Genomic DNA, 13,104 nt, shown 5'->3' on the forward strand with positions numbered 1-13,104 from the left:
GATGACAATGAGGATGATGAAAAACTCACGCACCTTGCCACTAGGTTTTCGCCGCCTGACAGGCATTGCTCTGACCGTCGCCGGTATCGCCATGGCGCCTGTCTCACACGCAGAATTGCGCTTTGAAATTTCCGGGGTCGGCGCCAGCCAGATCCCGGTCGCCATCGCCTCCTTCCCGGGCGAAGAAGGCGCACCGCAACAGATCACCAACATCATCAGAGCTGACCTGACGCGCAGCGGCGTATTCAAGCTGATCGACAACAGCGACTCGCTGTCGGACTCGTCCGCAATCAATTACAACGACTGGAAAGGCCGCGGCGCCAATGCGCTGGCAGTGGGCAGCGTGCAGCGTCTGGCCGATGGCCGCTTCGACGTGCGCTATCGCCTCTTCGACACCATCAAGGCATCACAATTGTCGGCACTGTCGTTCGGCAGCCAGCCGCAACTGATCCGCCTCACCGCACACAAGATTGCCGACGATATCTATGAAAAATTGACCGGCATTCCCGGCATCTTCTCCACACGTATTGCTTATGTGACACGTTCCGGCAAGGAATATCGCCTTGAAGTTGCCGATGCGGATGGCGAAGGCGTGCAGGTCGCACTGCGTTCCAACGAGCCGATCATCTCGCCGGCCTGGTCCCCGGACGGCGGCAAGGTCGCTTATGTGTCCTTCGAAGCCAAGAAACCGGTCATCTATATCCAGAACCTCGTGACCCGTCAGCGCACGCTGGTGGCCAACTTCAAGGGCAGCAACTCGGCTCCGGCCTGGGCGCCTGACGGTTCGCGCCTGGCCGTGGCACTCACGCGTGACGGCCTGACGCAGGTCTACATCATCAACGCCGACGGCAGCGGGCTGCGCCGTCTGACCAACACCGCCGGCATCGATACCGAACCGCGCTTTTCGCCCGATGGTAATTACATTTACTTCACCAGCGACCGCAGCGGCGGTCCGCAGATCTACAAGGTCAGCCCCAACGGCGGTGAAGCACAGCGCGTCACCTTCGGAGGCAGCTACAATATCAGCCCGCGGATTTCGCCGGACGGCAAGACCCTGGCGTTTATTTCGCGCCGTGAGGGTAAATTCCAGCTTTACGCGCTGGATTTGACCAACGGTCAGGAACAACGCCTGTCCGACACCGTCAAAGATGAGTCGCCCAGCTTCTCGCCAAACGGCAAATACATCATGTACGCGACGGAATCAGGCCGTCGCGGATCTTTAGCCATCGTCTCCACGGATGGCCGGATCAAACAGCGCTTAACAACCCAGGTCGGCGATGTCAGGGAGCCAACCTGGGGGCCGTTCATGAAATAAACAATTATTCACATTCATTCACGACACAAGGAGTTTCAGATGCGCACATTCAGTTCTTTTGCAATCGTTCTTTCGGCAGCAGTGCTGCTGGCGGCATGCTCGTCCACCAAACTGGACGACAAAAACGCACCGGTGGAAAGCCGTGCCACAACCGGCACGACTGACGGAGCAGATCCACGCGCAGTCAACACCGTCAACGCTGGTTCCGACCCGCTGAACGACCCGCAAGGCATTCTCTCGAAGCGCAGCGTCTACTTCGACTACGACAGCTACTCCGTCAAGGAAGAGTTCCGTTCCGTGGTGGAAGCACACGCCAAGTACCTGAACTCGCACAAGGATCGCAAGGTCATCATCCAAGGCAATACCGATGATCGCGGCGGCACCGAATACAACCTGGCCCTGGGTCAGAAGCGTGCAGAAGCCGTGCGCAAGGCACTGGTTCTGCTGGGTGTCTCCGACGCGCAAGTTGAAGCCGTTTCCTTCGGCAAAGAAAAGCCAAAGGCATTGGGCAGCGACGAAGCAGCATGGGCTGAAAACCGCCGCGCTGATATCGCTTACCAATAAGACCTATGCGCACTTCCCTGAAAACCAAGTTCAAATCGGTTTCTGCAGCGGCCATGTTGGCCGCTGTCGCGTGCCTGCCAATGACAGCGCACGCGGGCTTGTTTGACGACGACGAAGCGCGCAAGGCCATCCTCGATCTGCGCAACAAAGTCGATAGCCTGCAAAAAGATATGGCCAACAAGTCGGACAAGAACAGCGCGCTGAGCCTGTCCGATCAGAACGACCAACTCCGCCAGGAAATCGCACGACTGCGTGGCCAGATCGAAGTATTGACCAATGAACTGTCCAACACGCAGCAACGCCAGAAAGACTTTTACGTTGATCTGGATGCGCGTCTGCGCAAGCTGGAACCGCAAAAAGTCAACATCGACGGCAAGGAATCCAGCGTCGATCTGAATGAGCAAAAATCCTATGACGCCGCACTGAACCTGTTCAAGGGTGGCGACTACAAGGGTGCCGGCGCAGCGTTCAACGACTTCCTGAAGCGTTATCCGCAATCCGGTTACGCGCCGTCGGCGCAATACTGGGTCGGCAACGCACTGTATGCACAGCGCGACTACAAGGGCGCCATCGCAGCACAGCAGGCAGTAGCGAAAAATTATCCGGACAGTCCAAAGGTAGCCGACGCCATGCTCAACATCGGCAGCTCATACATCGAGCTGAAGGACAAAGCAGCGGCGAAAAAATCGTTGGATGCGCTGATTGCGAAGTATCCTGAAAGCCCGGCAGCCCAGACAGGCAAAGAAAAACTGGCAACATTGAAATAGCGCCTTGAAATATTTTCCCTACCTGTTTGACACCGTCGATCAATATTGCATATAATAGCGGTCTTTCGGGTCGTTAGCTCAGTTGGTAGAGCAGCGGACTTTTAATCCGTTGGTCGCAGGTTCGAGTCCCGCACGGCCTACCAGAAATTCGCAGTAGATAAAAAGGGTTCCAAGCAATTGGAGCCCTTTTTGTTTTGCGCGCTTTGCACGTCGAGCGCCTTCAAAACCGCTCCACAACATGTGGCGCCATTGTTCTTCCGACCTCTTGCGCCCTGTCCTTCATCCGCTGCTTTCTACGCGCGTGATCACCATCTCTATCATGTACGGCGATGCGTTCATTCATCTCTTCAAGCAGTTCCTTTCTGCAGGATTCAGCACCCTGTTGATCTGACCCATTGATTTACATTGAGATGCCTGGCTCTTTCCTCTCCAATAAATCCGGGCAAAAAAAAGCCCCCGAACTTTGCAGGTCGGGGGCTGAATCCAATCCGGGGAGGAGTTGGAGGAGACAGGTTCACTTTATCGCAGCGCACCATCTTCCTCCAGAACAATTACACAATGACACATCCTCAACACTTTCCTAACAGCTGAGGACAAGTCGGATAAGCAAAGCTGACAGCGCCGCCGACTTTTGTAAAAGACTATAACCGTCCTTGCAATTTCGATTGTCATGCACAATAATAGATGAGAATTATTCTCATCTAAAGAATTTCTCCTTCGACGCGTTTGCTGACGAATCGCTGTTGTTTGCCTAGGTTGTTCGCCGACATATCACAGGGCCTCGTTCACGCTGCCTCATGAAGTCGACGATATGTTTTTTCTTTAGATGCCAGACAGCAGCAACTTGGATATCGGCAACCCGTCCCCACATGGGACGGAATCACGCGGGACCGCTCAGCCATGCCAAAGCCATGCACCTTCAGTCTTCCTGGATGGGACATGCATGACAATCACGGCCGGCACCCTGCAACACAGCAATAACGTAGAAGGAAAGATCATGATGCGTCTGCGCCCTCTCGACGATCAGCAACTCCCTAACCTGACAGACGTGCAACGCATCGCGCTGCATCCGCAAGCGACCAGGCTGCAGGGTGAATTTGCACCGCTGCTCAACCGTCTCGCAGCACTCGGCAACCTGACAGAAGTCACCCGCAACTCTTCCGCCCTGCTGGAAAAAGATAATGTCAGCGGTGCGCTCTATGTGCAGAACGAAATCGAATTTGCACCCGCCGAGGCCATGCATCTGCGCATCTTCTATCCGCAATGGGAACACGGCTACGCGCTGGAAGAACACGACGAGTGCAGCGGCAACAAACAGCACAGCTTCCAGTTCTTCGATCGCTACGGCAACATGCTGCACAAGATCGTGCTGCGCGAAAACGACGACATTCTGGCCTTCAGAAAGCTCGTTAGCGAACATGCAGCCGCCGACCAGACGTCGCCGCTGCAACTGGTGCATCCACGCGAAGACAAGGCCGACATCCGCAAAGAAATCGACGTCGATGCACTGCGCGCCGACTGGGCGCATACGCACAACCACAACGACTTCGTCCAACGGCAGGAAGCATTCGATCAACAACGCTTGCGCAAGCTGCGTCTGGCCGGCAAGGCCTTCGCGTATCAGGTCGCCAATGACTCGGCGCGTATCATCCTGCAGCGCATGACTGAATTCGGCACCGCCATCATGGCGCAAGTCGGCAATGCCGGCATCGTGCAGGCCTACTACGGCAAGATCAAAAATATCGGTTTCAAGGATTCGCGCCTGAAGATCATGAACTCGGGCTTTCGCCTGTTGCTGCGCGAAGACCACATCGACTCAGTCTGGGTGGCAAAGAAGCCGACTACCGACGGCATCATCACCTCGCTGGAACTGTTCAATCGCCAGGGTATGCATATCGCCAGCTTCCTCAGCAAGAAAGACAACGGCCAGCCGGAGCCGCGCGAATGGCGTGAATCCATCATGCGCCTGCTGCCGATCTTTGGTACCTGAAAAAGGATGCGGTACTAGCGGCTCCAGGGCCTGTTAACAATCAATTTGCGAGTGCGAACGCGCGGCAGGCATTGACTGCCTAGGCGTAGCGACTCGCCTTGCCAGCACGCCTTCTGGTGGGAACGCACCTCGCAAATTGATTGTTAACAGGCCCTAGTCGGCGGTACTGCGTCACGTTGAAAGCGTCACAACAGATCCGGCGCCAACGGCATCGCTCGCGAGCGCAGAACAATTACAATACCCGCAGATCAATTTAAGGAATCACTTATGAGCGAACGTCTTCTCGTCATTCTGGCAGGTCTCAACATGTTCGTCGCTGTGGGTGCCGGTGCTTTCGGCGCGCATGGGCTGAAACAAATCCTCGACGCCGACATGCTGGCAATCTGGCAAACCGCCGTCATCTATCAGATGGTGCATGCGCTGGGCATGTTTGCGGTGGCCTTGCTGATTCCGAAATTCGGACCGGCGATACTGGGCTGGGCAGGCAGCGCGATGTTCATCGGCATCGTGATTTTCAGCGGCAGCTTGTATGTGCTGGCGTTAAGCGGCGTCCGTTTTTTGGGCGCGATTACACCGATCGGCGGCCTCGCCTTCCTGGCCGGTTGGCTGCTGGTAGCGTGGGCAGCGTATAAGGCGCAATAGCAGACAACAGACTTCTGCAAATAAAAACGGCCGGTGCATTTACATGCCCGGCCGTTTTGCGTTACCGATGATCAAATGATCAGTGGAAGAACTCTGCAATCAAGGTCGCACCGATAAAGGTTCCGGCGTTCGCCGCGAACGACACCAGCACGATGCGCCAGCCCAGTTTGCGGAAAGCCGGAATATCCTTGGCAATCGACAGACCCGCAAACGTCAGCATCGGCGTAATCACGGCGAGGAAGTTGATCTTGCCGGTAATGGCCACGATCGCATCCGCCCACGGGCAAACCGGCGAAGTCAGGAACATCGCCACCAGCGTCACCCAGCACACGGCCGGAATCTTCTTGCCGGTCACATTGCACAGGATATCGCCGACAAACACCGCTGCAATCATGATCACGATACAGCCGATCGATTCCAGCGGCGCCACCTTATAGGCGATCCAGTTGGCGATGATGGTCAGCACACCCGCGAACACCCAGGCGCCAATGCGGCCGGCCATGTTCAGATCCGCCACTTCCACATGCGTTTGCGTGTGCAAATCATCCGACGCTGTGCTCGACGACGAGGTCGTGCGGCCGATAATCGGTTCCAGCACACGATAGCCCCACACCGCCAGCGGCAGCGAGATGAACAACGTGAAGTAAGTCCCGATGGTGGTCGTGATCAGATTGCTGGCAGCAGCAAACGTTGCAACATCCTTGGCGACTTCAGGCGTTTGCTGTGCGGCGATGGCGCCTGCCGCAGCGGCCATCATGCTGCCTGAGCCGACACCCGCACCCATTGCCAGCGCGACCGGATGGAAGATGTTGAGACTGGTGATGAAGCCCGCAAAGATGGCAATGAAGACCGCGCCGAACAAGGTGCCGGTAATGTATTCCGCCAGCACGCCGCGTCCTTCCGGTGAATTCATGCCATAGCGTTCGCCGATGATGGCGAGGCTGGGTTCACGTCCCACAGAAAACGTCGCGCCGATCGCTTCACGCTTGATGCCCAGCAGCAGCGCCAAAGGCAGACCGATAACGATGGTGCCGACAAAATGGCCGAACTCCTGAAATACCAGCGCCCAACCGGCGCCGATGATCTTCGGCAGCGAACTGCCGACCATCAGGCCCAGCTTGGCGACGAACAGCAGCAAAGCCGGCTGCAGGATGGCTGCTGCGCGGAACTGCAAAGGCTGACTCAGGGAGAGCGGTCCCGGCATCTTCGATTGCAGGCTGCCGATCACGGCGCCCATGATCAAGGCCCAGACCATCGGCAGGAGCACGACCTTTCCGGGGCCGACCTTGAAGGTGACCGAGCCGATCAGCTCTGCAACGACAAGAATCACGACGGCAAAAACGTAGAGCTTCCAGGTTTGCAGCCCGGGCTGCGTAAGATGTGATGGTGTAGCGGTTGTGGTTGGTGCTGCTTGCATTTTCTTCCTCCGGATTTGCATCCTGCATGAGGTCTGTCAACAAGCCGTCATGCCACTGCGCGGCATGCGGCCCTCCCTTTTTTCACTCCCTGTACAACAATAAATTCAACGGCCTTCAACACGCTTCACCGTTGCCCCGGCACCAATCATGCCCTGTGACGGCCCGCATCGCAATTGAAAAGCAAACGTTCTCATGCGATGGGAGACATCACCTCCCTGCAGCCTCTTGTCGATGCCAATCAAACGTAACCAAAGGTAGCCGCCGGCGAAGCAGCCGTCTCGACCCACACACTCTTGGTTTGCGTGTACTCGTACAAAGCTTCGACACCGCTGGATCGGCCGTAGCCACTTTGTCCGTAACCACCAAAAGGTGAAGTCACGTTGATCGTCTTGTAGCCGTTGATCCAGAAGGTGCCTGCATTGACGCTGGCCGCGACGCGATGCGCACGCGCCACGTCGTTGGTCCACACGGCCCCGGCCAGGCCGAACTCGCTGTCATTGGCAATGCGCACCGCTTCTTCTTCGGTATCAAAAGGAATCACCACCACAACCGGCCCGAAGATTTCCTTGCGCGCCACGTCCATGTCGTTGCTGACATCGGCCAGTACGGTCGGCCTGACAAAAAATCCCGGCTCCGAAAAATCCTGCACTGCCGTCGCCAACTTGGCGCCGTTGCGCAGGCCTTCAGCAATCATGCTGCGCACGTGCTCGTACTGCTTCTGATTGGAAATCGGGCCGACCTCAGTTTGCGCATCACCCGGTTGACCAACCTTGATCTTGCTCGCACCGGTCGCCAGCATGTCAACGAATTCGCGATACACCGAACGCTGCACCAACAAGCGCGAACCGGCGACGCAACTCTGTCCGGCCGATGAAAAAATCGCAGCCTGGGCGCCCAGGCAAGCGCGCTTGAGATCGGCATCTTCGAACACGATATTGGCCGACTTGCCGCCCAGCTCCAGTACGCAAGGCAGCAAGCGGCGTGCAGCCGACTCGGCGATTTTTTTGCCGGTTTGTGGCGAACCGACGAACACCGCTTTCTTGACCACTGGATGATCGATCGCAGCCTGTCCCACAGTGTGACCATAACCGGCCAGTACGTTGATGAGTCCCTTGGGCACGCCGGCTTGCTCAGCCAAGGCTGCGACCGCCAACGAAGTAAAGGGTGTCAGTTCGGAAGGCTTCAACAAAACCGCGTTGCCCATCGCAATCGCGGGCGCCACCTGCCAGCCGCAGGTAAAAATCGGCGCGTTCCACGGCGTGATCTGCAGCACGGCACCGACCGGCTCGCGGCGTGTGTAGTTGAGATGCGAACTCGGCACAGGAATCACGTCGCCGTAAAACTTGTCGGCCCAGCCGGCGTAATACTCAAACATCTCGGCGACCTTGGCCACTTCGCCACGGCAATCGCGGATCGGCTTGCCGGCGCTGAGCGACTCCAGCTGCGCCAGCGCTTCGGTGTTGTCGCGGATTTTCTGGCCGATGGCAAACACGATGCGCCCACGCGCGGCGTGGGTCAGCTTCCACCATTCCGCCTGCGCGGCGACAGCGGCATCGGCCGCCAGTTGCACCACGCGTGCATCGGCGTCGCGGTAACTTAATGTGGCCTGGCCGGTCGCCGGATTCTGCAAGACGATGGATTCGCCTTCACCCTGCACCAGCTTGCCGCCGACATAGGAACCGACAAAGGCCGTACCCGGAAAGAACGGCGCAAACGCCGCCAGTAATTGTTCTGCTTCATTGGATTTCATGGAATGCTCCCGATGCGGTTCAGTAAATTATTTTTCGATGAATTGGACGATGCGGTTGAAGTCTTCGCCATCAGCCACGGTCTTGTCGCTGGCTGCCCACAGGCGTCCGACTTCACCTGCCAGCGGCGCAGAGGTTCCCAATTCGGAGAGCAAACCCATCGCCAGGCGCAAATCCTTGCGCATGAGTTTCATGGTGAAGCCGGAGTTGAACGCGTCGTTGAAAATCCAGGTCGGATAATTGACTTGCGTGACACCGCTGCGCCCCGAGCCTGCGTTGATGCCTTCGAAGATTTGTTGCGGATCGAGTCCGGCTGCCTCGGCAATGCGTGCCGCCTCACCGGCGACGATCAGGTGTGCGCCACACATCAGGTTGTTGAGCAGCTTGGTGACGTGGCCTGCGCCGACCGGGCCGACATGCACGCGCTTGGCGCTCATGGCTTCCAGCACCGGCGTGACAGCTGCGACGTCGTCGGCCGCGCCGCCCAGCACCATCGTCATGGTGCCCGTCGCCGCACCCTTGGGGCCGCCACTGACCGGCGCATCAATAAATCGCACACCCTTTTCCGCAAGCGCTGCCGCCACTTTGCGTGTGCTGTTGGGGTCAGCGGTTGTCGTGTCGACTACCAGCAGCCCGGCTTTGGCGCCAGCCAGCAAACCCTCGGCGCCAAACACTACGGCCTCGACCACGTCCGACGTCGGCAGCGACAGAATCAATACATCCACCGCATCCGCCAACGCCGCCACCGAAGCAAACACTGTCACGCCTTCGCGCGCAATGCTCTCTGTCGCTGCAGCCGACGGATCGTAGCCCGATACCGTAAAGCCGCCGCGTTGCAATGACAGCGCCATACCGCGCCCCATATTGCCCAAACCCGCCACACCAATGTGTTTCATGCTGCTCCTCGCTGGAAAAAATCTGACAGGTCCAGTGTGCAAGCAGCGCAAGTGAGCGTCAATTACATCGAAAAGCAAACATTGTTCTATTTAAGAGAACACTGGAAAAACATAAGACTGAGGCAGCTCAAAGGACGGCTTCAGCTCGTAACTTGAAACGCCTGCATCAGCGAACTGGCATAGGAGACAAAGCGATTGGCCGCCACCGAGAGCTTGCGTCCGACTCGGGTGACAAGATGCACTTCGGCCAAGGTCAACACGTCGTCATCGAGGGGAATCGCAAACAGCTCGCCCGCAGCGAGTTCGGTCGACACCGCAAAACGCGGCAACAAGGTGACGCCCAGGCCGGATTTGACGAAGTGCTTCAGCACATTGATGGAATTGGTGGTGAGCGTCGGATTGAGTTTGATCTTGGCGGCATACTCGGCCAGCGCCAGCAATTGCCGCGTGCCGTAGGAAGAGTGCATGAGACCGATCGGATATTCGCTGAGCTCCTGCAAGGTGCAGGATTTGCTGTTGCGCAGTGGTGATCCGGCACTGACAACCGCCAGCATGGGTTGCCGCTGCACCGCGCGCGAGACAATTTTTGGGTCGGTCGGCGGGTTATAGACCAGGCCGATTTCGGCGATGTCCTCTGCCACCAGACGCAACACGTCGTTGGTGCCGGCCAGATCGAGAGATACCGAAATTTGCGGATGGCGTTCGCAGAAATAGACCATCGGCTGGCTCATGAAATCGCTCACGAACCCCTCGCCGATGACGATGCTGACGTGGCCGCGCTTGAGTCCGCGCAAACCTTGCAGCTTGGACAACAGATCTGCCTGGTGCGCCCCTTGTTCGCGGTAGTAGTCGATCAGCAGTTGCCCGGCTTCGGTCGGCACCACGCCGCGCCGATGCCGCTCCATGACGGGAATTGCCACCTCCTGCTCCAGCAAGGCAATCTGGCGGCTGACCGCCGATGGGGCGATATCCAGCTTGTCGGCAGCAGCACGCACGCTGCCGCACTGGACCGCTTCAAAGAAATAGACGAGGCGCTGTTCGCTGAGTTTTTTCATGGCCCTTCCCTGTTTATTCTGTTTTTTGAGTTGCCTCAATTAGAACAGAGTTCAGGAAATGCCATCACAAACCGTTGAGCAAGCACTCGTGAAGAAGTTGCACGGAATTGTCCGGAAGCTATGCTGCCGCACCGCTCAATGCGACCTTGACCAGATCGTCGATCTCGGTCGTGATATTCGACAGTACCCCCGCCACCACCGAAAACTCTTTGCCGGCCTGTCCCGCCCGCGCCGCGACAATGCGGGCATTGAAGGACACCATCTTGGCCTGCTTGGCGATGGTTTCGATGTCGGTCATGATGCCGCGCAGTTGCTTCTTCATCAGCAGTGCATGACGCTTGGACTGCTCTTCGTACACGCTGGTGATCTGGTTCAACACGCTCAGCATCGGCGTGGTGATGCGCACCAGCTCTTCCAGCAGTGCCGGGGCATCACGCAAGCTATCGTCGATGGCATTGAGCGTACGCTCCGCCAGATTGATGAAATAGACAATCTGCGCGTCGCCATCCAGCCTGCCGAAATAAGCCTCCCGCACTTCTTCACAAAAAATGCCCGGCACGGTATCCGAGCCTTTCACCAGCGCCGTATGCGCGCCGCGGAACAAGGCCAGCGCCTCACGTGCAATCGTGGTCGCACCTTCATGGCCTTGCGACGCCAACACCGCATACAACACCAGACGCTGCGACGTGAAACGGCGGCGTCCCGACAGGTTGATCAATGCGCCAAATACTTCGCCCGACAAAGGCTTGGTATCGACAGCGGAAGTCGTCTCGCTCTTCCCGGTACCGCTGTTTTGCATCAGCTTGATTTGCCCGGTGACCGCCATGTTGTTCCTTTCGTTTGAATCCGCTCTTGCGTTGCTTCTTGCGTTGCTTCTTACGCTGTTACTCTGCTTGCGCGGCGTTTTGCTACGCGGCTTCTTTCGCCGGATGCGCTTGCTTGCGATAGAGGAACTCAAGCACCGCCATACGGTATTCGGAATACTGCGCATCCTGCGCCAGCGCCACGCGCTCGCGCGGACGCGCCAGTTTGACGTCGAGGATCTCGCCGATGGTGGCGGCAGGTCCGTTGGTCATCATGACGATACGATCCGACAGCAGCACTGCCTCGTCGACATCGTGCGTGACCATGACAACGGTCGATGCAGTCTTGGCGACGATCTTCAGCAATTCGTCCTGCAAGTGCGCGCGAGTCAAGGCATCCAATGCACCGAACGGCTCGTCCATCAGCAAGACCTTTGGCTCCATTGCCAACGCACGGGCAATGCCGACGCGCTGCTTCATGCCGCCGGAAATCTCATTCGGACGTTTGCTTTCAGCGGCCGTCAGACCAACCAGGGCCAACGCGGCACGCGTGCGGTCGCGCAGTTGCGTACGGCTTTCCGTCGCGCCGAACACCCGCTCCACGCCGAGATAAATGTTTTCGTAACACGTCAACCAAGGCAGCAAAGAATGGTTTTGGAACACCACCGAACGTTCCGGCGAGGGGCCGGCGATTTCGCGATTGGCGCACAACAGCAAACCGTCACTGGGCTTGAGCAAACCGGCGATCAGATTCAACAGTGTCGACTTGCCGCAACCGGAGTGGCCGATCAAGGTGATGAACTCCCCCTTTTGCACGCTCAGATTGATGTCGCGCAGCGCGTGAAACGTGCCCTTCTTGGTATGGAACACCATCTCGACGTCGTTGATCTCGATAAATTTGTTCATCGCTTCCATCAGAATTTCCTTCTCAGCTTCGACTGCATGATCGTTCAAAATAAGTATTCAGAATGGGTAGGCAGGGTCAGTTACTGACCTGTTCGTAAGTGAAGGCTTTCGCCAACGCCACCAGCAGTTGTTCGAGGATCAGCCCGACTACGCCGATCACGACGATCGCGATGATGATGTGCGGCACGTTCAGGTTGTTCCACTCATCCCAGACCCAGAAACCGATACCTACGCCGCCGGTCAGCATTTCAGCCGCGACGATCACCAGCCAGGCGGTACCAATGGCCAGGCGTACGCCGGTCAGCATGTAAGGCAAGACGGATGGGAACAGGATCTTGGTCAGGATTTTCCATTCGGACAGGTTCAACACGCGTGCCACGTTCATGTAATCCTGCGGTACGCGCTGCACGCCAACGGCCGTGTTGATGATCATCGGCCAGATTGAGCAAATGAAGATCGACCAGATCGCCGCCGGATTGGCCGACTTGAACACCAGCAGGCCGATCGGCAGCCAAGCCAGCGGCGACACCGGCTTGAGCAAACTGATGATCGGACCGAACATGCCCGACAAGAAGCGCACTCGGCCAATCAGGAAGCCCAGTGGAATACCCACCAATGCCGCCAGACCGAAACCGATCGCCACGCGTTGCAGCGACGCCAGCACATTCCAGCCGATGCCCTGATCGTTGGGACCAGTGCGGTAAAACGGATCGGAGAACAACTTGATCGCTTCCTGCAAGGTCACCAGCGGCGTCGGAAAGTTACCGGTCTTGGCTGCGATGATCTGCCATACCAGCACCAGAAAAGCGAGGCCGGTCAGCGGCGGCAACACCTTCAGCAGCAAGCCTGCCATCAATGGTGATTTTTTCACCTGCCGGGGTTTCGCCTTGACGACCGAGGTTGCGGCTGTTGCAGAAACCGTCGCTGCAGTTGTAGTAGCCGGCGTCGGTTTTTCATTCATCATCGTTTCCATGACTGCGCTCATATCGATTCCTTCACT

The 13,104-nt window shown here is 57.5% G+C and carries 12 protein-coding genes and 1 tRNA gene; 6 read left to right on the top strand and 7 right to left on the bottom strand.

From position 1 onward, the window contains the following. Window positions 1-13: 13 nt before the first annotated feature. The 6 genes from tolB (at window position 14) to hmeg3_RS18135 (ending at window position 5,278) form a co-directional block, all read left to right on the top strand. Window positions 14-1,315 carry a Tol-Pal system beta propeller repeat protein TolB gene (gene tolB / locus hmeg3_RS18110; RefSeq protein ID WP_369828837.1) on the top strand — a complete coding sequence of 434 codons (1,302 nt, stop codon included), beginning with the start codon at window positions 14-16 and terminating at the stop codon, window positions 1,313-1,315. A 39-nt stretch (window positions 1,316-1,354) separates the two neighbouring features. Next, a complete protein-coding gene (pal, locus tag hmeg3_RS18115) occupies window positions 1,355-1,879 on the top strand; it encodes a peptidoglycan-associated lipoprotein Pal (RefSeq protein ID WP_094564966.1) in 525 nt (174 codons plus the stop codon). Window positions 1,880-1,884: 5 nt separating this feature from the next. After that, complete coding sequence (gene ybgF, locus hmeg3_RS18120) at window positions 1,885-2,646, top strand: tol-pal system protein YbgF (protein WP_094564967.1); 762 nt, start codon at window positions 1,885-1,887, stop codon at window positions 2,644-2,646. A 67-nt stretch (window positions 2,647-2,713) separates the two neighbouring features. Next, window positions 2,714-2,789 (top strand) — tRNA-Lys (locus tag hmeg3_RS18125). 800 nt (window positions 2,790-3,589) lie between these two features. Next, window positions 3,590-4,636, top strand: a complete 1,047-nt coding sequence (locus hmeg3_RS18130; RefSeq protein WP_232511704.1) for a ChuX/HutX family heme-like substrate-binding protein — start codon at window positions 3,590-3,592, stop codon at window positions 4,634-4,636. Window positions 4,637-4,903: 267 nt separating this feature from the next. Then, on the top strand, window positions 4,904-5,278 hold the full coding sequence (locus tag hmeg3_RS18135) for a DUF423 domain-containing protein (protein ID WP_094564968.1): 375 nt from the start codon (window positions 4,904-4,906) through the stop codon (window positions 5,276-5,278). 79 nt (window positions 5,279-5,357) lie between these two features. Here hmeg3_RS18135 and hmeg3_RS18140 read toward each other — a convergent pair whose 3' ends face one another. The 7 genes from hmeg3_RS18140 to ntrB all read right to left on the bottom strand — a co-directional run bounded on the left by hmeg3_RS18140 (window position 5,358) and on the right by ntrB (window position 13,089). Next, the gene (locus hmeg3_RS18140; RefSeq protein ID WP_232511706.1) at window positions 5,358-6,695 is read right to left on the bottom strand and encodes a DUF3100 domain-containing protein; all 1,338 of its coding nucleotides are present in this window, start codon (window positions 6,693-6,695) and stop codon (window positions 5,358-5,360) included. A gap of 239 nt (window positions 6,696-6,934) precedes the next feature. Then, window positions 6,935-8,446, bottom strand: a complete 1,512-nt coding sequence (locus tag hmeg3_RS18145) for an aldehyde dehydrogenase family protein (protein ID WP_094564969.1) — start codon at window positions 8,444-8,446, stop codon at window positions 6,935-6,937. 27 nt (window positions 8,447-8,473) lie between these two features. Then, a complete protein-coding gene (locus hmeg3_RS18150) occupies window positions 8,474-9,340 on the bottom strand; it encodes an NAD(P)-dependent oxidoreductase (RefSeq protein ID WP_094564970.1) in 867 nt (288 codons plus the stop codon). A gap of 140 nt (window positions 9,341-9,480) precedes the next feature. Continuing rightward, window positions 9,481-10,395, bottom strand: a complete 915-nt coding sequence (locus hmeg3_RS18155; RefSeq protein ID WP_094564971.1) for a LysR family transcriptional regulator — start codon at window positions 10,393-10,395, stop codon at window positions 9,481-9,483. Between the two features lie 118 nt (window positions 10,396-10,513). Then, window positions 10,514-11,194, bottom strand: a complete 681-nt coding sequence (locus hmeg3_RS18160) for a methyl-accepting chemotaxis protein (RefSeq protein ID WP_198361891.1) — start codon at window positions 11,192-11,194, stop codon at window positions 10,514-10,516. 109 nt (window positions 11,195-11,303) lie between these two features. After that, window positions 11,304-12,113, bottom strand: a complete 810-nt coding sequence (locus hmeg3_RS18165) for an ABC transporter ATP-binding protein (protein ID WP_198361725.1) — start codon at window positions 12,111-12,113, stop codon at window positions 11,304-11,306. Between the two features lie 67 nt (window positions 12,114-12,180). Then, complete coding sequence (ntrB, locus tag hmeg3_RS18170) at window positions 12,181-13,089, bottom strand: nitrate ABC transporter permease (protein WP_094564973.1); 909 nt, start codon at window positions 13,087-13,089, stop codon at window positions 12,181-12,183. Window positions 13,090-13,104 lie beyond the last annotated feature (15 nt).

This window comes from Herbaspirillum sp. meg3, from assembly GCF_002257565.1.
GTDB lineage: Bacteria > Pseudomonadota > Gammaproteobacteria > Burkholderiales > Burkholderiaceae_D > Herbaspirillum.

Coding starts and splice junctions, on each gene's coding strand:
- tolB (WP_369828837.1), top strand. CDS start 14: ATGATGAAAAACTCACGCACCTTGCCACTAGGTTTTCGCCGCCTGACA.
- pal (WP_094564966.1), top strand. CDS start 1,355: ATGCGCACATTCAGTTCTTTTGCAATCGTTCTTTCGGCAGCAGTGCTG.
- ybgF (WP_094564967.1), top strand. CDS start 1,885: ATGCGCACTTCCCTGAAAACCAAGTTCAAATCGGTTTCTGCAGCGGCC.
- hmeg3_RS18130 (WP_232511704.1), top strand. CDS start 3,590: ATGACAATCACGGCCGGCACCCTGCAACACAGCAATAACGTAGAAGGA.
- hmeg3_RS18135 (WP_094564968.1), top strand. CDS start 4,904: ATGAGCGAACGTCTTCTCGTCATTCTGGCAGGTCTCAACATGTTCGTC.
- hmeg3_RS18140 (WP_232511706.1), bottom strand. CDS start 6,695: ATGCAAGCAGCACCAACCACAACCGCTACACCATCACATCTTACGCAG.
- hmeg3_RS18145 (WP_094564969.1), bottom strand. CDS start 8,446: ATGAAATCCAATGAAGCAGAACAATTACTGGCGGCGTTTGCGCCGTTC.
- hmeg3_RS18150 (WP_094564970.1), bottom strand. CDS start 9,340: ATGAAACACATTGGTGTGGCGGGTTTGGGCAATATGGGGCGCGGTATG.
- hmeg3_RS18155 (WP_094564971.1), bottom strand. CDS start 10,395: ATGAAAAAACTCAGCGAACAGCGCCTCGTCTATTTCTTTGAAGCGGTC.
- hmeg3_RS18160 (WP_198361891.1), bottom strand. CDS start 11,194: ATGCAAAACAGCGGTACCGGGAAGAGCGAGACGACTTCCGCTGTCGAT.
- hmeg3_RS18165 (WP_198361725.1), bottom strand. CDS start 12,113: ATGGAAGCGATGAACAAATTTATCGAGATCAACGACGTCGAGATGGTG.
- ntrB (WP_094564973.1), bottom strand. CDS start 13,089: ATGAGCGCAGTCATGGAAACGATGATGAATGAAAAACCGACGCCGGCT.